Here is an 18,172-nt window from a genome sequence, read left to right on the forward strand (position 1 = left end):
GGATGTGACGGAGGTCCGGGTCGAGGCCGCGGATTTCGACGTGAGCGCGGAAATCGCGCGCCTGCGCGCGGGTGATGCGCGCGTGGGAGCCGTCGTCAGTTTCGTCGGCACGGTGCGCGACATGAACGACGGCGACAATGTGGCCGAACTCGAGCTGGAACATTATCCGGGCATGACGGAGCGCGCGCTGCATGACATCGTGGAGCAGGCGCGGGCGCGCTGGCCGCTGTATGGCGTCCTGGTGATCCACCGCATCGGGCCGATGCGGCCGCTGGACCAGATCGTCCTCGTCGCCTGCACGTCCGCGCACCGCGGCGAAGCGTTCGCCGCGTGCGAATTCATCATGGACTACCTCAAGACCGACGCCCCGTTCTGGAAGAAGGAGCAGACGCCGAACGGTGCGCGCTGGGTCGATGCGCGCGTGACGGACGACACGGCCCGGGCCAAGTGGGCCAGCCGCTGAGCTGGATCGCGGTCGCCGTCGGCGCGGCCCTCGGGGCGTGGCTGCGCTGGGGGCTGACCATCTTCCTCGGCCAGCTGCATGCCCACATCCAGCTGGGGACGCTCGTCGCCAATCTCGTCGGCGGTTATCTGATCGGGCTGGCGCTGGGCTTCTTCGACGCCATGCCGGCCCTGTCCCCGGCGTGGCGTTTGTTCGTCATCACGGGCTTCCTCGGGGGGCTGACCACGTTTTCCAGCTTTTCCGCCGAAGCCATGGTGCTGCTGCAACGGGGCCATTACGCCTGGGCGCTGGCCCATTCGGCGGTGCACCTGCTGGGGTCGATCGGCTGCTGCGTCGCAGGATATGCGACCTGGCGTGCCATCGCGTGATACCTGCGCGTCGTTCGCTTGCGCGCAATGCGTGAGAACTGCAATCTGGCAATGTCTTAATTTTCACTGACCGGAGAACAGCATGACCAAGCAATCATTTGCACGCCCGAGCCCGGCCTTCGTCGGCGCATCCTGGGGCGCCATGATCGTCGGCATCCTTGCCTACCTCATCGGTTTATGGAATGCCCAGATGCAGCTCAATGAAAAGGGCTATTACCTGACGATCCTGCTGTACGGCTGCTTTGCCGCCGTGTCGCTGCAAAAGACGGTGCGCGACCGGGCCGAGGGCTTGCCGGTGACGGGCATGTACGTCGGCTTGTGCTGGACCTCGCTGATGGCCGCCGTCGTGCTGCTGACGGTCGGCCTGTGGAATGCGACCTTGATGCTCAGCGAAAAAGGGTTTTATGCCATGTCGTTCGTGCTGACCCTGTTCGCGATCATCGCCGTGCAAAAGAACGTGCGCGACCTGGCTGCGGCGGGCGACGTGCCCGAAGCGCAGCAGGCTTGATGCATCACGACTTGCCGGGCTTGGCGTGGCCGATGCGCTGGGCCCGGTAAATCCCCGTGTGGCCGGAAAACAGATAGGCCAGTACGCACCCGACGGCCGCATACACCCCCACCTCCGCGCCGAACAATTCGATGGCCATCAGGGTCGACGCGATCGGCGTGTTGGCCGCGCCGGCGAACACGGCCACGAACCCAACGCCCGCCAGCAGGGAAAAGGGCAGGTGCAGCAGCGGCGCCAACGCATTGCCGAGCGTGGCGCCGATGTAGAACAGCGGTGTCACTTCGCCGCCCTTGAAGCCGCTGCCGAGCGACACGACCGTGAACACCAGCTTGCCGGCGAAGTCCCATGGCGCCAGCGGCTCGGTGAATGCGGCCTGGATGGTCGGGATGCCGAGGCCGATGTAGCGGTCCGCGCCGAACGCCACCACGACGGCGGCGACGACGATGCCGCCCAGCAGCGGCCGCAGCGGACCGTAAGGCACGCGCCGCTTCATCCAGCCCGATAGCGCGTGCGTGCAATCTGCGAACAGTTTTCCTGCAAGACCGAACAGCGCCCCGGCGATCGCGACGGCCGCCAGCGGCCACAGGCCCAGTGCCGGTACGGACGCGATGGCGTAATGCGTGTGGTGGATGCCCAGCGCGTGGCCCCACAGCAGGCAGACCTGGTCGCCGGCGATGGCGGCCGCCAGGCAGGCGAGCAGGGCGTCGTAGCGCAGGCGGCCGATCGCGAGCACTTCCAGGCCGAAGATCGCGCCCGCCAGCGGCGTGCCGAACACGGAGGCGAAGCCCGCGCTGATGCCGGCCATCAAGACGATCCTCCGGTCTTCCATCTTGAGATTGAACGCGTGCGTGAGCTGGTCGGCGAGCGCGCCGCCCATCTGCACGGCCGTGCCCTCGCGCCCGACCGAGGCGCCGAACAAATGCGAGATCACGGTGCCGCCCAGCACGAGCGGCGCCATGCGCAGCGGGATGACGTTCTTCGGGTCGTGGATTTCGTCGATCAGCAGGTTGTTGCCCGCCTCGACCGACCTGCCGAAACGCAGGTACAGCCAGCCGACGGCGAAGCCGGCCAGCGGCAGCAGCGCGATCAGCCAGCGGTGGGCGTTGCGCGTCCCGGTCGCCAGTTCGAGCGCGAACAGGAAAAAGGCGGAGGCGGACCCGGACAGCAGCCCGACGGCGAGGGCGAGCAGCAGCCATTTCCCCATGTAGGGCAGCAGGCGGCGTTGCTCGGACAAGAATGAATGTTCCATGACGGACATTTTATCTCAGCACGATTTAATGCCTGCCGTCGCGCGTCCACATCTTGAAAAGTCGCTATGGCATCCCTAACTTCATGTCAATCCGAAATCCCACCCAAACACACTAGGGGCAAGAATATGCGACAAGATAAATTGACGACCAAGCTCCAGGAAGCGCTCGCCGACGCGCAGAGCCTGGCGGTCGGCAACGACAACCAGTACATCGAACCCGTCCACCTGCTGGCCGCGCTGCTGGGCCAGAGCGACGGCGGCGCGCGCTCGCTGCTGCAGCGGGCCGGCGTCAATGTCGGCAGCCTGCAGACGGCGCTGCGCTCCGCGTTCGACCGCCTGCCGAAAGTGCACGGCACGGGCGGCGACGTGCAGGTCGGCCGCGAGCTCGTCTCGCTGCTGAACCTGGCCGACCGCGAATCGCAGAAACGCGGCGACCAGTTCCTGTCGAGCGAGATGGTGCTGCTCGCCTTTACGGACGACAAGTCCGAAGCCGGCCGCCTCGCGCGCGAAAACGGTCTCGCCCGCAAGGCGCTCGAATCGGCGATCTCCGCCGTGCGCGGCGGCGAATCCGTCAGCTCGCAGGATGCCGAAGGCCAGCGCGAAGCGCTCAAGAAATACACGCTCGACCTGACGGAACGTGCCCGCAGCGGCAAGCTCGACCCCGTGATCGGCCGCGACGACGAGATCCGCCGCGCCATCCAGGTGCTGCAGCGCCGTACCAAGAACAACCCGGTGCTGATCGGCGAACCCGGCGTCGGCAAGACCGCGATCGTGGAGGGGCTGGCGCAGCGCATCGTCAACGGCGAAGTGCCGGATTCGCTGAAGGGCAAGCGTGTGCTGTCGCTCGACATGGCCGCGCTGCTCGCGGGCGCCAAGTTCCGCGGCGAATTCGAGGAACGCCTGAAAGCCGTGCTGAAGGAACTCGCGCAGGACGAAGGCATGACGATCGTCTTCATCGACGAGATCCACACGATGGTCGGCGCCGGCAAGGCCGAAGGCGCGATGGATGCGGGCAATATGCTGAAGCCGGCCCTGGCGCGCGGCGAGCTGCACTGCATAGGCGCGACCACGCTCGACGAGTATCGCAAGTACGTCGAGAAGGATGCCGCGCTGGAGCGCCGTTTCCAGAAGATCATCGTCGACGAGCCGAGCGTGGAAGCGACCATCGCCATCCTGCGTGGCCTGCAGGAGAAGTACGAACTGCACCACAAGGTGGAGATCACGGACCCGGCGATCATCGCCGCGGCCGAGCTGTCGCACCGCTACATCACCGACCGCTTCCTGCCGGACAAGGCCATCGACCTGATCGACGAGGCCGCCTCGAAGATCAAGATCGAGATCGACTCGAAGCCGGAAGTGATGGACAAGCTCGACCGTCGCCTGATCCAGCTGAAGATCGAGCGCGAAGCCGTCAAGAAGGAAACGGACGAGGCCTCGCAGCGCCGCCTGGAGCTGATCAACGAAGAGATCGTCCGGCTGGAGCGCGAGTACGCCGACTACGAGGAAATCCTCACGTCCGAGAAGGCGGCCGTGCAGGGCACGACGCACATCAAGGAAGAGATCGAGCGTATCCGCCTGCAGATGGATGAAGCGAAGCGCCAGAGCAATTGGCAGAAGGTATCGGAGCTGCAGTATGGCCGCTTGCCGGAGCTGGAAAAGCAGCTGAAGGAAGCGGAAGCGGCCGGTGAGCAGCCGGACGGTGCGGACAGCAAGCCGCGCCTGCTGCGCACGCAGGTGGGGGCCGAGGAGATCGCGGAAGTCGTGTCGCGCGCGACCGGCATCCCCGTGGCCCGCATGATGCAGGGCGAACGCGACAAGCTGCTGCACATCGAAGAGAAGCTGCATGAGCGCGTCGTGGGCCAGGACGAGGCGATCGAGGCCGTGTCCGATGCGATCCGCCGCTCGCGCGCGGGTCTCGCGGACCCGAACCGGCCGTACGGCTCGTTCATGTTCCTCGGCCCGACGGGTGTCGGCAAGACCGAGCTGTGCAAGGCGCTGGCGAACTTCCTGTTCGACACGGAAGACGCACTGATCCGCATCGACATGAGCGAGTTCATGGAGAAGCATTCCGTGGCCCGCCTGATCGGCGCGCCGCCGGGTTATGTCGGCTACGAGGAGGGCGGCTACCTGACCGAAGCCGTGCGCCGCAAGCCGTACAGCGTGATCCTGCTGGACGAGATCGAGAAGGCGCATCCGGACGTGTTCAACGTCCTGCTGCAGGTGCTCGACGACGGCCGCATGACGGACGGCCAGGGCCGCACGGTGGACTTCAAGAACACCGTGATCGTGATGACGTCGAACCTGGGTTCGCACAAGATCCAGTCGATGGATTCCGACGATCCGGCCGTCGTGAAGCTGGCGGTGATGGCCGAGGTGCGCGGCCACTTCCGCCCCGAGTTCATCAACCGGATCGACGAGATCGTCGTGTTCCATGCGCTCGACGAGAAGAACATCGGCGCGATCGCGAAGATCCAGCTGAAGAACCTGGAGCAGCGCCTCGAGAAGATGGAAATGGCGCTCGACATCAGCGAGGAGGCCTTGCAGAAGATCGCGGAAGCGGGCTTCGATCCGGTGTATGGCGCGCGGCCGCTCAAGCGCGCGATCCAGCAGCAGATCGAGAATCCGCTGTCGAAGGACATCCTGGCGGGCCGCTTCGGGCCGAAGGATACGATCCGCGTCGGCGTGCGCGGCGGCCAGCTGGTGTTCGGCGAGGAGCCGGCTGTCGAGCTGGCGAAGTAATCTGTTCGTGTCAATGGAAACGCCCTGTCGGCCGGCGCCGGCAGGGCGTTTTTTTACGCGCGCTTGCGGCGCGCCATGAAGCCGAGCAGGCCGAGGCCGCCGAGCATCATTGCGTACGTCTGCGGTTCGGGCACGGCGGAGACCATCAGGTGCTCGCCCATCAGGCTGCCGACCTTTTTATTGCCGTCTGCGCCGAACATGGTCACCTTGAGCTGGGGCGACGTCGCGTCGACATTGCCGCCGGAGAAGGTGAACTGGAACACCATGTCGTCCGTCAGGGCGACGTGTGCGCCGGAATAGCACAGCGACGTACCGCCATGGCCGCCGCCCGTGCAGCCGTTCGCGTTCAGCTCGTTGCTGGACAGGCTCCAGTTCGACGCGCCGCCCGGCGCGGCCGTGAGCGATACGTTGTCGAAGCTGCCGAGGTCCTTCAACTGCAGGGCGCCGAGCGACGTGGCACCGGCCCAGCTGCCGGTCGGGTTGGCGGCGTCGACTTCGAGGGTCAGCACGTTGCCGGACCAGGATGACGTAAAGTCGACCCCCTGGAATTCGATCGTGCCGGCCTGCGCCGACGCGAGCGTGCCTGCGCCCAGCAGCGCCGCCAGCAGGGTAGTGCGGATGCGTGATGTCATGGTCTCTCCTTCCACGAAATGCAAGGACCCGACGGCTCGCGTCCTGCGAGACCGCCGGGCACATACGGATCAGATCCGTGCCGCAAGGGTAGAAGGGGGCCCGATATGGCTCTGTTAGCCGACTAACTCATCGTTTGTAACAACAACGCCCCGCCGGGCGCTGGGCCGGGCGGGGCGTTCGGGGGAGGGGTGCGCTCAGCGCGGGCGGCGGCGCAGCACGAGGCCCATCAGGCCCAGGCCGCCCAGCAGCAGGGCGATGCTCTCCGGTTCCGGGACGTTCGCCGGGCCGGTGGCATTGCCGGATGGCGTTTGCACGACGTCGGGACCCTTGGCAGGGAGCGTGGACGGCAGGTCTTCCTGCGGGGGCAAGGCGGCCGGCGTGCCGGATGGGGAGGCGACGTCGGGCGTGCCGGTAGGCGTTTTCGTGTCGGCTGTCGTGTTGGTTTGCGTGCCGGCGGACGTGGTCGGTGCGTCGGGGATCACCGGAACGACCGGGGTGACCGGGGTGACCGGGGTGACCGGGGTGACCGGCGCGGTCGGGGTGGACGGCGTCGTGGCCGGGGGCGATGCCGGCAGCACCTGCGACAACAGCGAGCCCACCTTGTTGCCCCGGGCGTCGACGAACTCGACCTTCACGTGCGGCTCGTTCGTCGCGACGCTGGCGCCGTTGAACGTGAACTTGAACACCATGTCGTCGACAAGCGCGATCTGCTGGCCGTAGAAGCACATGCGGCTGCCGGCCGCCCCGTTGCTCGTGCCGGAGCAGCCGGACGCTTTCAGTTCGGATGTCGACAGTTTCCACGCATCGGTCCCGCCCGGCCCGCCGGTCACGCTCACGCTGCTGTAGGTGCCCACGCCCTTGATCGCCAGCGCAGCGAGGCCCGTTGCGCCGCTCCAACCGCCGCTGCGCTGCGCGGCGTCGATTTCCAGCGTCAGCACATTGCCGCTCCAGTTCGACGTGAAAGTCACGCCGTCCGTCGTCAGGATACCGGCGTGGGCCGTCATCGTCGTAGCGGCCAGCACAGCAGCCAGTGCGGTCAATCGCAGTGTCATCGATTGTCTCTTTCGGGAACGTGGGAATTGCTTTTAAGAATTTAATAATGGTGCTTGGAAATTATCCTCTCCTGATTTGATGCAAATCGTCAATTTGCCATTATTTATGACGGGAATAGTGTTGTTTAATCAGACAAAATTGTCAGATTTGCGACAGTATTTACGGAATACTTTGCGGAAACAATGTGGTGTATTTCACATTATGAAAACTGGTCCGTGCATGTGAAAAGCGCACAAGACGCACCTGCCCGGCAGTTTCCATTGTAAGAAATATGTTCCCGTATCATGAAATATGAGTTGTAAGCATATGATTTTCAACGAAATAAAAATCGTCATATGTCTTATATAAGAGTATTGGTGCTGCGCACAACCAGCGCTATGATGTTTCTAACGGAATCACTGTCCAACCCCGTCTTTTCAATCAGGAGAACACCATGGCAACTCGTGAACAGCAAATCGCCGCCCTGCAACAGGATTGGGAGTCCAACCCGCGCTGGAAAGGTATCGTTCGCAATTACACGGCGGAAGATGTCGTACGGCTGCGAGGCTCCGTGCAGATCGAACATACGCTGGCGCGGCGCGGCGCCGAGAAGCTGTGGAACCTGATCAACAACGAGCCGTACGTGAACGCCCTGGGCGCGCTGACGGGCAACCAGGCCATGCAACAGGTCAAGGCCGGGCTGAAAGCCATCTACCTGTCGGGCTGGCAGGTTGCCGGCGACGCCAACCTGGCCGGCGAGATGTATCCGGACCAGTCGCTGTACCCGGCCAATTCGGTGCCGATGGTCGTCAAGCGCATCAACAACACGTTCCAGCGCGCCGACCAGATCCAGTGGTCGGAAGGCAAGGACGACGTCGATTACTTCGCCCCGATCGTGGCCGATGCGGAAGCGGGCTTCGGCGGCGTGCTGAACGCTTTCGAGCTGATGAAATCCATGATCGAAGCGGGCGCGGCCGGCGTGCACTTCGAAGACCAGTTGGCCTCCGTCAAGAAATGCGGCCACATGGGCGGCAAGGTGCTCGTGCCGACGCGCGAAGCCGTGGAAAAGCTGACGGCGGCCCGCCTCGCGGCCGACGTGATGGGCACGCCGACGATCCTCGTCGCCCGCACGGACGCCGAAGCGGCCGACCTGCTGACGGCCGACGTCGACACGAACGACAAGCCGTTCTGCACGGGCGAACGCACAGTAGAGGGTTTCTTCCGCGTGAAGCCGGGCGTCGACCAGGCGATCGCGCGGGGCCTCGCCTATGCGCCGTACGCCGACCTCGTGTGGTGCGAGACGGGCAAGCCCGACCTGGAATTCGCCAAGCGCTTCGCCGACGCCATCCATGCGAAATTCCCGGGCAAGATGCTCGCGTATAACTGCTCGCCGTCGTTCAACTGGAAGAAGAACCTGGACGACGCGACGATCGCCAAGTTCCAGAAAGAGCTGGGCGCGATGGGCTACAAATTCCAGTTCATCACGCTGGCCGGCTTCCATGCGCTGAACTACAGCATGTTCAACCTGGCGCACGGCTATGCGCGCCGCGGCATGTCGGCCTTCGTCGAGTTGCAGGAAGCGGAATTCTCCGCCGCCGACAAGGGCTTCACGGCCGTCAAGCACCAGCGCGAAGTGGGCACCGGCTACTTCGACGCCGTGACCCAGACGATCCAGCAGCACCAGAGCTCGACGACGGCGCTGCACGGCTCGACCGAGGACGAACAATTCTTCGACGAAAAACAAGTCGCCTGAGCGCCGGCGCGTAACCTTCCTCCACCCATCCTCGCGATGGTCTGCCGCAGTGGCCACAAGCCGCTGCGGCATTTTTGTTTCCAAACTTCGGGGTCAGGTCCCATTTCGCTCCGAATTCGGGGTCAGAGCACATTTGCGATCAATGTCCGGATGTGCAAGAAGTTTCGCCATCCCGGCGTGGTGCGCCGACTGTCCCCTTAAACGCGTCGCCGTCACGAGTAGAAATCATCTACAGGAAATTTCACCTAAAAGTGCTCTGACCCCGAATTTTGCCGAAAATGTGCTCTGACCCCGAATTTGGGCTGTTGGGGTCGAGACGTATCTGAGGGATAATGGCGGTTGGCCCGCATCAGCGATCGCACCGCGGGCGCCGCATCAACCAGATTGGAATCTCTATGTTCAGCTACCGCCACGCCTTCCACGCGGGTAATCACGCCGATGTCCTGAAGCACTTTATCCAGGTTCAGTTGCACAAATACATGAACCAGAAAGACACGGCCTACACCTATATCGACACCCATGCCGGTGCCGGCGTGTACGCGCTCGACAGTGCGCAGGCGGTCAGGAGTGGCGAATACATCGACGGCATCGGGCGCCTGTGGGGGCGCGACGACCTGCCGCCGGCGCTGGCCGAGTACGTGGACCTCGTAGGCAAGTTGAACCCAAGCGGCAAGCTGCGCTGGTATCCCGGTTCGCCGTGGGTCGCGGATGCCGAGGCGCGCCTGGAGGATCGCCTGCGCCTGTTCGAACTGCATCCGGCCGACATCAGGGTGCTGGCGGAGAATGTCCGCAAGCTGGAGGCGCACCACGCGGAGCAGGGCGAGCGTGCGCGCGGTCGCCGCATCCTCGTCGAGCACGCGGACGGTTTCCACGGCCTGAAGGCGCTGCTGCCGCCGCCGTCGCGCCGGGCGCTGGTGCTCATCGATCCGCCGTACGAAGTCAAGCTCGACTACAAGCACGTGCGCGATGCGCTCGACGAGGCGCTCAAGCGCTTCCCGGCGGGCATGTATGCGGTCTGGTATCCGGTGCTGCAGCGCATGGAATCGCGCCAGTTTGCCGATCGCCTGAAGCGCCTGCCGGCCAAGGAATGGCTGCATGTGACGTTGAGTGTGGCCGGCCCGCGCGCCGACGGCAACGGCCTGCACAGCAGCGGCATGTTCATCCTGAATCCGCCGTACACGCTGGAGGCGACGTTGCGCGAAACGATGCCGTATCTCGTGCAGGTGCTGGGCCAGGACAGTGGTGCAACGTTCCGTATTGAAAAAGGCACGCAGGTCACCGGCACGGTGCCGGCCCTGGGCGGTCCCCGCAAGCCGGTGGGCAATGCGCGTCGCGCGAGCCCGCTGTCCGGCGGCGGCAGCCTGCGCTTGCCGGGCCAGCCGTTCGGCGACGATCCACGTCCGCGCAAGGAAGGCGAGGGCGCCGAAGGACGTCCGCGCACCCCGCGCACGGAGGCCAAACCGGCACCGCGCGGTCCGGCCAAACGCAGCGGATCGGGCCGTTCCTGATCCTTTTCGCATCGATCGTTTCTAACAGGCACAACTATGTCTGAAACGATTTGATACGATGTCGAAATGTAAAGACTTCTCGTCTGTAGTATAGTCGGACCGATATTCCGGCCAGACCGGATCCGGCACGCATGGTGCGTGCCGTCGTTTCAGGAGTTTTTACATGCAAGCGGTAGCAACGGCAGCCACGTCCACGCCGTCCGACGAATTCTTTCTGGCGCGCCAGCCCATCCTCGGACGCGACCAGAAACTGGTGGCGTTCGAGTTGCTGTTTCGCGCCGCGCCGGAGCATGAGGACGCGCAGCTGACCGATTATGCCGCCGCCACCGCCGCCGTGATCTCCCATGCGTCACAACTGGGGATGAAGCAGGTGGTGGGCGAGCAGGTTGCCTTCGTCAATGTCGACGAGGTCGTGCTGATGAGCGATTTCGTCCGATTCCTGCCTCCCGATAAGGTCATTCTGGAAATCCTTGAAACCGTCCGTCCCACCACGGCCTTGCTGGCCCGTGTGCGGGAGTTGAAAGAGCTCGGCTTCAAGTTCGCACTCGACGATGTTATAGGCCATTCCGAGCAGGTAAGCAAGCTGATGAGCCTCGTGGACATCATCAAGATCGACTTGCAGGGTGTCGGGCGCGACGAGCTTGCCGAGCTCGTCCGCACCGTGCGCGGGCCGCACCAGAAGCTGCTCGCGGAAAAGGTCGAGACGATCGAGGAATTCGAGTTATGCATGGAACTCGGCTTCGAATACTTCCAGGGCTATTACTTTGCGCGCCCCGCGATCCTGTCCGGCAAGAAGATCACGCCGTCCGAGCTCGTGCTGCTGCGCCTGTTCGATCTCATTCATTCGCAAGCCGACAACGACGCGATCGAGGCGGCCGTCAAGCGCGACCCGTTGCTGAGCCTGAACCTGCTGCGCCTCGTGAACGGTCACCTGGCCGGCACGGGCGCGCCGCAGGTCGAGTCGATTTCGCAGGCGCTCGTCCAGCTCGGCCGCAGCCAGTTGCAGCGCTGGGTGCAGATCCTGTTGTACAGCGGCCCGGAGGGGCACGTCGAACTGAGTTCGCCGTTGCTGCAGATGGCGACGACGCGCGGCCGCCTGCTCGAGCTGATGACGCTGACCCTGCGTCCGGGCGACGTGGCCGGCGCGAATACCGCCTTTACGGTCGGCATCATGTCGCTGATGGATGCGTTGTTCGACGTGCCGATGCGCGAGATCTTCGACAAGGTCGACCTGTCGCGCGACGTCCGCGCCGCCCTGCTGGAGCGCGACGGCGACTATGGCGCCATGCTCAGCGTGGCGGAAGCGCTGGAGCATGCGGAGCCGGGCCGCAACCTGGCGGCCGCGCTGGACCGGCTCGGGCTGTCGGTGAAACAGGTGCGCGACATCGAACTGGCCGCGTTCGGCTGGGTGCGCGAACTCGGCGCCGAGGTGCACTGACCTCTACGATTGCGCGAGGAACAGGAAGACGGTCGGCTTCTTGTGGAAATCCGGCGCCTGGCCGGACGCCAGTTGCGCCTTCCACTTCGCGGCCGTCTGCGTCCGCACGGTTTCCGTCGCCAGCGACAGATCGGTCGCCACGCACACCAGCGTGCCCGGCTGGCAGCTGGTGATGAGGGCTTCCAGCATCGCACCGTTGCGGTACGGCGTCTCGATCAGCAACTGCGTCTGTTTCTCGCTGCGCGAGCGCTGCTCCAGTTGCTGGATGCGCTTGGTGCGCTGGCCGGCGTCCGTCGGCAGGTAGCCGTTGAATGCGAAGCTCTGGCCGTTCAGGCCGCTCGCCATGACGGCCAGCAGCAGCGACGATGGTCCCACGAGCGGACGCACGGGCACGCCGTGCTGGTGCGCCAGCCGGACGAGGTCGGCACCCGGATCCGCGACGGCCGGCACGCCCGCTTCCGACACGAGGCCCGCGTCGCGTCCCTCCAGCAGCGGCGCGAGCAGCGCGGCCAGCGCCTGTGGCGGCGTGTTCACATTGAGTTCCGCGATCTGAATCTCTTGCAGCGGGCGCGCGAGCGGATGGTCGATGGCGACCAGTTTCAGGAAGGCGCGCGCCGTCTTGGCGTTCTCGGCCACGAAATATTCGAGCTTGCTGGCGATGTCCTGCACCTGCTCGGGCAGGATGTGGGACAGCGCGTGCGGCGCGGCCTCGGTCGGGCCGAGGGTGTTCGGAATCAGGTAGAGCGTACCGGGCATGGTTGTTATTGTTGGAGATTAAAAAATGGCATGCCGGCGCGCCGCAGCATGCCGGTCAGGGCGATCAGGGGTAGGCCGGTGAGGGCGGTCGGATCGCTGCTGTCGATGCGTTCGAGCAGGGCGATGCCGAGTCCCTCGTTCTTGGCGCTGCCGGCGCAGTCGTAAGGCTGCTCGATGCGCAGATAGGCGTCCAGATCGGCATCCGGCAGGTCGCGGAACGTCACGAACACCTGGATATTCTCGACCTGCGCCGTGCCTGTGCGACCGTCCCACAGGCACAGGGCCGTATGGAATATGACGCGGCGGCCGCGCATCATCTGCAATTGGGCGAGGGCGCGGGCGTGGTCGCCCGGCTTGCCGATCTGGATGCCGTCCAGCGTGGCCACCTGGTCCGAGCCGATCACCAGGGCACCGGGGTTCTCGAGGGCGACGGCCGCGGCCTTCGCGCGCGCCAGGCGCAATGCCGTCGCCTCCGGCGTTTCGCCTGGATGCGGGGTCTCGTCGATGTCGGGCGCGATCGCTTCGAACGGCAGGTGAAGGCGACCGAGCAGATCACGCCGGTAGGCGGAACTGGAGGCCAGGATGAGGCGAGGCAGGGCGGAGCTTGGCATCGATTTTCGTAAATAAAACAGGAAGATAGCGCTTTGTGAGGAAGTCTTTGACTACGCGGGCAGAAGCCTGCTATTATCGCAGGTTTTCCGGGGATGTTTTTCCAAATGAGCGCTTTTGTCATCGACGCCTTTGAATTTTGTCGGAACAACGGCCATCGTGAAGGCGTCACGCCGGTGGCGGAAATGAATCGCCTTGCGGCCGATTGCGCCGACAAGTCCGGCGAGATCGCCTGGACCATCGAAGGTGGCCAGACCCGCCAGGGGTATCCGATGCTGACGCTGTCCGTCTCCGGTACCGTGCAGCTGGTCTGCCAGCGCTGCCTGACCCCGTTCGGCTACGAGCTCGATTCGTCGACCGTGCTGGTGCTGGGCAAGGACGACAAGGAAGCGGACGAGATCGAGGAAATCCTCGACGATGAAAGTATCGACGTGATCGTCGGCAGCCACGCCTGCGACATCCGCGATTTGCTGGAAGATGAAGCCCTGCTGGCCCTGCCGCAGGCACCGAAACACGAGGTGTGCCCCGATACCAAGCTGCTGGACGCCATCAAGTCCGAGAAGGTATCGCCGTTCGCGGCACTGAAGAGCCTCAAATCTGAATAAAAGAATTGCAGTGGGTGCTACCTCCGGGTAGGATTCGCAGCGTCAAAACGTGTCAAACGCGTGCAGCTCGAGTATTGAGTCATCGTTGTAAGGCAGCGTTAAACATGTCGGCAATGGCAGTCCCAACGTTATTGCCGCTGGGATACTCGATGCGCATGTACTTGCAAGTCGAATGTGTTAGAATTTTAGAACTTAAGTTTAGGAGTCATCATGGCAGTTCAACAGAATAAGAAGTCCCCGTCGAAGCGCGGCATGCACCGTTCGCACGATTTCCTGACCGCCCCGAACCTGGCAGTCGAGCCGACCACCGGCGAAACGCACCTGCGTCACCACATCAGCCCGAACGGTTTCTACCGTGGCCGTAAAGTGCTCAAGACCAAGAACGACGAGTAATCGACGTCTTGCTGTTTTGTTCCATGAAAGCGGTGCAACGTATGTCGAATGCGTGGCGCCGCTTTTTCTTTTGCGGTAACTCCGTCATTTACCACCCCACTGACTCGGCACTCATTGCAGCTCACCTTGTAGCCCGACGAGACCGAGCAGCCGCCGGCCGACCTTGAGCCCGCGGTTCATTCCGACAAATGACAATCAAAATTTCCATCGACTGCATGGGCGGCGACCACGGCCCCGCCGTGACCATCCCGGCAGCCCTCGCATTCCTCAAGCGCGAACCCGACGCCGAGCTGATCCTCGTCGGTCAGGAAGAGCTGGTCCGTGCTGAACTCAAGAAACATCACGCGGGCGACAACCCGCGCCTGACGGTCCGCCACGCCTCCGACGTGGTCGCGATGGACGATCCCATCGAAGTCGCCCTGCGCCGCAAGAAGGATTCGTCGATGCGCGTGGCGATCGAGCTCGTCAAGGACGGCAGCGCCGACGTCTGCGTCTCCGCCGGCAATACGGGCGCGCTGATGGCCATCTCGCGTTATGTCCTGAAGACCATGGCCGACGTCGACCGTCCGGCCATCTGCTCGATCCTGCCGAACCAGAAGGGCGGTCCGACGTACATGCTCGACCTGGGCGCCAACGTCGACTGCGAGCCCCATCACCTGCACCAGTTCGCCATCATGGGCGCCGTGCTGTTCGAGGCGATGGAACACCGCCGCCCGAGCATCGGCCTGCTGAATGTCGGCACGGAAGAGATCAAGGGCAACGAAGTGGTCAAGGCCACCGCGCCCCTGTTGCGGGCCGACCATGAACGCGGCGTGCTGAATTTCCATGGCAATGTGGAAGGTAACGATATCTTCAAGGGCACCGTCGACGTCGTCGTATGCGACGGGTTCGTCGGCAACGTGACCCTGAAGGCGATCGAGGGCCTGTCGCGCTTCGTCAAATCGGTGTTCCTCGAAACGACGATGTCGAAGATCGGCGCCCTGTTCGCGCGCAAATCGCTCAAGAAGCTGAACCCCGAAAGTTATAACGGCGCCGGCCTGCTGGGCCTCAAAGGCCTGGTCTTCAAGAGCCATGGCGGTGCCAATGCCTACGCCTACGAGTGGGCACTTCGACGCGCTTTTGACGCGGCGAAATATAATGTGCAAGCGCAACTCTCGACCTTGATCGCCGAAATGTTGCCGCAAGCTCCCAATCCGGAAGCGCCTGGCTCAACTATTCAGCAGGGTTAGCAATGACATACAGCAAAATTATCGGTACCGGCAGCTATCTGCCCGCGAAGCGTGTCACCAACGACGACCTCGCGGCGCAGCTCGCCACCAAGGGCATCGAAACGTCGGACGAATGGATCGTGACCCGCAGCGGGATCTCCGCCCGCCACTACGCCGCGCCCGACGAAAACGCCTCGGACCTGGCCGTAAATGCGGCGCGCAAGGCGCTCGAAGCGTCCGGCCTCGAAGCGGAGCAGATCGACCTGATCATCGTCGCCACCTCGACGCCGGATTATTTCGGCAGCTTCCCGAGCACGGCCTGCATCGTCCAGAACAAGCTGGGCATGCGCAACAACAGCGCCGCGTTCGACATGGGCGCCGTGTGCTCGGGCTTCGTCTACGCGATGGCGACGGCCGATGCCTTCATCAAGGCCGGCAATGCGAAGAACGTGCTCGTGATCGGCACGGAAGTGTTCTCGCGCATCCTCGACTTCGATGACCGCAGCACCTGCGTGCTGTTCGGCGACGGCGCCGGCGCCGTCGTGCTGGCCGCGTCCGAGGAACCGGGTGTGCTGGCCGTCAAGCTGCATGCCGACGGCAGCCACGGCGGCATCCTGTGCGGCCCCGCGAACCCGTCGAACCAGGCCTCGAACCAGGAATTCCTGTACATGGATGGCCCGGCCGTCTTCAAGCTGGCCGTCTCCGTGCTGGAAAAGGTCGCCAACGAAGCACTGGCGCATGCGCAGATGCCGGCTGGCGACATCGACTGGCTGATCCCGCACCAGGCCAACCTGCGCATCATGACGGGCACCGCGAAGAAACTCGGGCTCCCGGCCGACAAGATGGTCGTGACCGTCCACGAACACGGCAACACGTCGGCCGCGTCGATCCCGCTGGCACTCGATGTCGCGATGCGCGACGGCCGCATCAAGCCGGGCCACAACGTCATGATGGAAGGCGTCGGCGGCGGCTTTACCTGGGGTGCCGTGCTGGCGCGCATGTAATAACAAGACAAAAACACCCAAAGAGGAATCGATGAGCAAATTCGCATTTCTGTTTACCGGCCAGGGCGCGCAAGCCGTCGGCATGCTGAACGGCTTCGCCGGGAACGCGGTCGTCGCACAGACCGTCGCCGAAGCGTCCGCAGCATTGGGCCAGGACCTCGGCAAACTGATCGCCGAAGGTCCGAAGGAAGACCTGGACCTGACCACGAACACGCAGCCCGTGATGCTGACGGCCGCCGTCGCCGTCTACCGCGCGTGGATCGCCGCGGGCGGCCCGAAACCGGCCGTCGTCGCCGGTCATAGCCTCGGCGAATACTCGGCGCTGGTGGCTGCCGGCGTGATCGACTTCAAGGATGCCGTGCCGCTCGTGCGCTTCCGTGCACAGTCGATGCAGGATGCGGTCCCGGTCGGGCAGGGCGGCATGGCCGTCATCCTCGGCCTTGCGGCCGACGACGTCCGCGCGGTCTGCGCAGAAGCGGCGCAGGGCGAGGTCGTGGAAGCCGTGAATTTCAACGAGCCGACGCAGATCGTGATCGCCGGCCACACGGCCGCCGTCGAGCGCGCGTGCGACATCGCCAAGGCCAAGGGCGCCAAGCGCGCCATGAAGCTGGCCGTGTCGGCGCCGTTCCACTCGTCGCTGCTGAAGCCGGCGTCGGACCGCCTGCGCGCCACCATGGCGAACCTGAACTTTGCCGCGCCGCAGATCGACTTGATCAACAACGTCGACGTGGCTATCCTGAACGATCCCGCCGCGATCAAGGACGCGCTGGTGCGCCAGGCGGCCGGTCCCGTGCGCTGGGTCGAGACCATGCAGAAGATGGCCGTGGACGGCGTGACGCAAGTCATCGAATGCGCGCCGAGCAAGACCCTGATCGGCATGGCCAAGCGGATCGATCCGGTGCTGGTGGGCGAGGCCCTCGTCGACCAGGCATCGCTGGAGCGTGTGCTCGCCGCCGTCCAGGGCTGAGCGGCGCCGCATCCCCCCGTTAGAGAAAAAGAGGACTCAATGAACCTGCAAAACCAAGTCGCCCTCGTCACCGGTGCCTCGCGCGGCATCGGCAAGGCCATCGCGCTCGAACTGGCCCGCCATGGCGCCAAGGTCGTCGGCACCGCCACGACGGCAGCCGGCGCGGAAGCCATCGGCGCCTACCTCGCCGAGTTCGGCGGCAAGGGCGTCGTGCTGAATGTCACCGACGCCGCCCAGTGCGCGGCCGTCATCGACGACATCACCAAGAACGTCGGCACGATCGGCATCCTCGTCAACAATGCCGGCATTACCCAGGACCAACTGGCGATGCGCATGAAGGACGAAGAGTGGGACAACGTGATCGCCACCAACCTGACGGCCGTCGGCCGCCTGTCGCGCGCCGTGCTGCGCGGGATGATGAAGGCGAAGCAGGGGCGTATCATCAACATCACGTCCGTCGTGGGCGCGGCCGGCAATCCGGGCCAGATGAATTACGCGGCGGCGAAGGCCGGCGTGGCCGGCATGACCCGTGCGCTGGCACGCGAGATCGGCAGCCGCAATATCACCGTCAACTGCGTGGCGCCGGGCTTCATCGACACCGACATGACGAAGGCCCTGGGCGAAGGCCAGCACGAAGCGCTGCTGACGCAGATTCCGCTGGGCCGCCTGGGCGCGCCGGAAGACATCGCGTACGCGGTCGCCTTCCTGGCGGGGCCGCAGGCTGCCTACATCACGGGCACGGAACTGCACGTGAACGGCGGCATGTACATGAACTGACCCGTCATCCCCGCGGAGGCGGGGACCCATACTGAGTTGGCCAGGACGCTCAGTATGGATTCCCGCTTTCGCGGGAACGACGAGGTGGCCGGGTTTAAAAGTAAATCTCGGCAGTTCGCAGTAGTTTCGACCGTTTTAGCGTCAGACGCTGAAAATAGTTTT

18 protein-coding genes are annotated in these 18,172 nt (G+C 64.2%); 13 read left to right on the forward strand and 5 right to left on the reverse strand.

All coding sequences use genetic code 11. The features are described from left to right. The first annotated feature begins 4 nt into the window (after nucleotides 1–4). From moaE to yiaA, 3 genes are all read left to right on the forward strand, one after another. Nucleotides 5–463: a molybdopterin synthase catalytic subunit MoaE gene (moaE, locus tag QPK29_RS29625; RefSeq protein WP_371763041.1), complete on the forward strand. Its 459-nt coding sequence runs from the start codon at nucleotides 5–7 to the stop codon at nucleotides 461–463. Further along, nucleotides 448–831 (forward strand): fluoride efflux transporter CrcB, encoded by a 384-nt coding sequence (gene crcB / locus QPK29_RS29630; protein ID WP_371768198.1) that lies wholly within the window; start codon nucleotides 448–450, stop codon nucleotides 829–831. Before moaE ends, crcB begins: the two co-directional genes overlap by 16 nt. A gap of 82 nt (nucleotides 832–913) precedes the next feature. Further along, a complete protein-coding gene (gene yiaA, locus QPK29_RS29635) occupies nucleotides 914–1,339 on the forward strand; it encodes an inner membrane protein YiaA (RefSeq protein ID WP_056137263.1) in 426 nt (141 codons plus the stop codon). Nucleotides 1,340–1,343: 4 nt separating this feature from the next. On the opposite strand, the gene QPK29_RS29640 is transcribed toward yiaA, so the two are convergent. Then, on the reverse strand, nucleotides 1,344–2,588 hold the full coding sequence (locus QPK29_RS29640) for a voltage-gated chloride channel family protein (protein WP_371768199.1): 1,245 nt from the start codon (nucleotides 2,586–2,588) through the stop codon (nucleotides 1,344–1,346). A 126-nt stretch (nucleotides 2,589–2,714) separates the two neighbouring features. On the opposite strand from QPK29_RS29640, the gene clpB reads away from it, so the two are divergent. After that, nucleotides 2,715–5,327 (forward strand): ATP-dependent chaperone ClpB, encoded by a 2,613-nt coding sequence (clpB, locus tag QPK29_RS29645; protein WP_056137265.1) that lies wholly within the window; start codon nucleotides 2,715–2,717, stop codon nucleotides 5,325–5,327. Nucleotides 5,328–5,380: 53 nt separating this feature from the next. Here the strand turns inward: clpB and QPK29_RS29650 are convergent, their stop codons facing one another. Both QPK29_RS29650 and QPK29_RS29655 read right to left on the reverse strand, forming a co-directional pair. Then, nucleotides 5,381–5,959: an FxDxF family PEP-CTERM protein gene (locus QPK29_RS29650; protein WP_371768200.1), complete on the reverse strand. Its 579-nt coding sequence runs from the start codon at nucleotides 5,957–5,959 to the stop codon at nucleotides 5,381–5,383. A 195-nt stretch (nucleotides 5,960–6,154) separates the two neighbouring features. Continuing rightward, entirely contained in the window at nucleotides 6,155–7,012 is an 858-nt protein-coding gene (locus tag QPK29_RS29655) for a PEP-CTERM sorting domain-containing protein (protein ID WP_371768201.1), read from the reverse strand. Nucleotides 7,013–7,446: 434 nt separating this feature from the next. Here QPK29_RS29655 and aceA point away from each other — a divergent pair, with 434 nt between their 5' ends. The 3 genes from aceA (at nucleotide 7,447) to QPK29_RS29670 (ending at nucleotide 11,691) form a co-directional block, all read left to right on the forward strand. Beyond that, entirely contained in the window at nucleotides 7,447–8,745 is a 1,299-nt protein-coding gene (gene aceA, locus QPK29_RS29660) for an isocitrate lyase (protein ID WP_371768202.1), read from the forward strand. A gap of 479 nt (nucleotides 8,746–9,224) precedes the next feature. After that, nucleotides 9,225–10,253 carry a 23S rRNA (adenine(2030)-N(6))-methyltransferase RlmJ gene (locus QPK29_RS29665; RefSeq protein ID WP_229412329.1) on the forward strand — a complete coding sequence of 343 codons (1,029 nt, stop codon included), beginning with the start codon at nucleotides 9,225–9,227 and terminating at the stop codon, nucleotides 10,251–10,253. 163 nt (nucleotides 10,254–10,416) lie between these two features. Then, entirely contained in the window at nucleotides 10,417–11,691 is a 1,275-nt protein-coding gene (locus tag QPK29_RS29670) for an EAL and HDOD domain-containing protein (RefSeq protein ID WP_056330652.1), read from the forward strand. 3 nt (nucleotides 11,692–11,694) lie between these two features. Here QPK29_RS29670 and QPK29_RS29675 read toward each other — a convergent pair whose 3' ends face one another. Further along, nucleotides 11,695–12,447 carry an SAM-dependent methyltransferase gene (locus QPK29_RS29675; RefSeq protein WP_371768203.1) on the reverse strand — a complete coding sequence of 251 codons (753 nt, stop codon included), beginning with the start codon at nucleotides 12,445–12,447 and terminating at the stop codon, nucleotides 11,695–11,697. Between the two features lie 5 nt (nucleotides 12,448–12,452). Further along, nucleotides 12,453–13,058 (reverse strand): Maf-like protein, encoded by a 606-nt coding sequence (locus QPK29_RS29680; protein WP_371768204.1) that lies wholly within the window; start codon nucleotides 13,056–13,058, stop codon nucleotides 12,453–12,455. 105 nt (nucleotides 13,059–13,163) lie between these two features. On the opposite strand from QPK29_RS29680, the gene QPK29_RS29685 reads away from it, so the two are divergent. The 6 genes from QPK29_RS29685 to fabG all read left to right on the forward strand — a co-directional run bounded on the left by QPK29_RS29685 (nucleotide 13,164) and on the right by fabG (nucleotide 18,010). Then, nucleotides 13,164–13,661, forward strand: coding sequence for a YceD family protein (locus QPK29_RS29685; RefSeq protein WP_056137281.1), 498 nt, complete (start codon nucleotides 13,164–13,166; stop codon nucleotides 13,659–13,661). A gap of 210 nt (nucleotides 13,662–13,871) precedes the next feature. After that, nucleotides 13,872–14,054, forward strand: a complete 183-nt coding sequence (gene rpmF, locus QPK29_RS29690) for a 50S ribosomal protein L32 (RefSeq protein WP_005666806.1) — start codon at nucleotides 13,872–13,874, stop codon at nucleotides 14,052–14,054. A 188-nt stretch (nucleotides 14,055–14,242) separates the two neighbouring features. Continuing rightward, a complete protein-coding gene (gene plsX / locus QPK29_RS29695) occupies nucleotides 14,243–15,283 on the forward strand; it encodes a phosphate acyltransferase PlsX (RefSeq protein WP_056137283.1) in 1,041 nt (346 codons plus the stop codon). Between the two features lie 2 nt (nucleotides 15,284–15,285). Then, nucleotides 15,286–16,266: a beta-ketoacyl-ACP synthase III gene (locus QPK29_RS29700; protein ID WP_371768205.1), complete on the forward strand. Its 981-nt coding sequence runs from the start codon at nucleotides 15,286–15,288 to the stop codon at nucleotides 16,264–16,266. Nucleotides 16,267–16,297: 31 nt separating this feature from the next. Continuing rightward, the gene (gene fabD, locus QPK29_RS29705) at nucleotides 16,298–17,233 is read left to right on the forward strand and encodes an ACP S-malonyltransferase (RefSeq protein WP_371768206.1); all 936 of its coding nucleotides are present in this window, start codon (nucleotides 16,298–16,300) and stop codon (nucleotides 17,231–17,233) included. A gap of 39 nt (nucleotides 17,234–17,272) precedes the next feature. Next, a complete protein-coding gene (fabG, locus tag QPK29_RS29710; protein WP_371768207.1) occupies nucleotides 17,273–18,010 on the forward strand; it encodes a 3-oxoacyl-ACP reductase FabG in 738 nt (245 codons plus the stop codon). Nucleotides 18,011–18,172: the final 162 nt, after the last annotated feature.

Origin of the sequence: Massilia orientalis (assembly GCF_030411975.2) — a bacterium.
Taxonomy (GTDB): Bacteria; Pseudomonadota; Gammaproteobacteria; order Burkholderiales; family Burkholderiaceae_D; genus Telluria; species Telluria orientalis.

Bases quoted from the DNA above. Each gene is read 5' to 3' on its own strand.
- QPK29_RS29655 (WP_371768201.1), bottom strand. From the start codon at position 7,012: ATGACACTGCGATTGACCGCACTGGCTGCTGTGCTGGCCGCTACGACG.
- QPK29_RS29640 (WP_371768199.1), bottom strand. From the start codon at position 2,588: ATGGAACATTCATTCTTGTCCGAGCAACGCCGCCTGCTGCCCTACATG.
- QPK29_RS29650 (WP_371768200.1), bottom strand. From the start codon at position 5,959: ATGACATCACGCATCCGCACTACCCTGCTGGCGGCGCTGCTGGGCGCA.
- QPK29_RS29680 (WP_371768204.1), bottom strand. From the start codon at position 13,058: ATGCCAAGCTCCGCCCTGCCTCGCCTCATCCTGGCCTCCAGTTCCGCC.
- plsX (WP_056137283.1), top strand. From the start codon at position 14,243: ATGACAATCAAAATTTCCATCGACTGCATGGGCGGCGACCACGGCCCC.
- QPK29_RS29700 (WP_371768205.1), top strand. From the start codon at position 15,286: ATGACATACAGCAAAATTATCGGTACCGGCAGCTATCTGCCCGCGAAG.
- yiaA (WP_056137263.1), top strand. From the start codon at position 914: ATGACCAAGCAATCATTTGCACGCCCGAGCCCGGCCTTCGTCGGCGCA.
- aceA (WP_371768202.1), top strand. From the start codon at position 7,447: ATGGCAACTCGTGAACAGCAAATCGCCGCCCTGCAACAGGATTGGGAG.
- rpmF (WP_005666806.1), top strand. From the start codon at position 13,872: ATGGCAGTTCAACAGAATAAGAAGTCCCCGTCGAAGCGCGGCATGCAC.
- QPK29_RS29665 (WP_229412329.1), top strand. From the start codon at position 9,225: ATGAACCAGAAAGACACGGCCTACACCTATATCGACACCCATGCCGGT.
- QPK29_RS29685 (WP_056137281.1), top strand. From the start codon at position 13,164: ATGAGCGCTTTTGTCATCGACGCCTTTGAATTTTGTCGGAACAACGGC.
- QPK29_RS29670 (WP_056330652.1), top strand. From the start codon at position 10,417: ATGCAAGCGGTAGCAACGGCAGCCACGTCCACGCCGTCCGACGAATTC.
- QPK29_RS29675 (WP_371768203.1), bottom strand. From the start codon at position 12,447: ATGCCCGGTACGCTCTACCTGATTCCGAACACCCTCGGCCCGACCGAG.
- fabG (WP_371768207.1), top strand. From the start codon at position 17,273: ATGAACCTGCAAAACCAAGTCGCCCTCGTCACCGGTGCCTCGCGCGGC.
- clpB (WP_056137265.1), top strand. From the start codon at position 2,715: ATGCGACAAGATAAATTGACGACCAAGCTCCAGGAAGCGCTCGCCGAC.
- fabD (WP_371768206.1), top strand. From the start codon at position 16,298: ATGAGCAAATTCGCATTTCTGTTTACCGGCCAGGGCGCGCAAGCCGTC.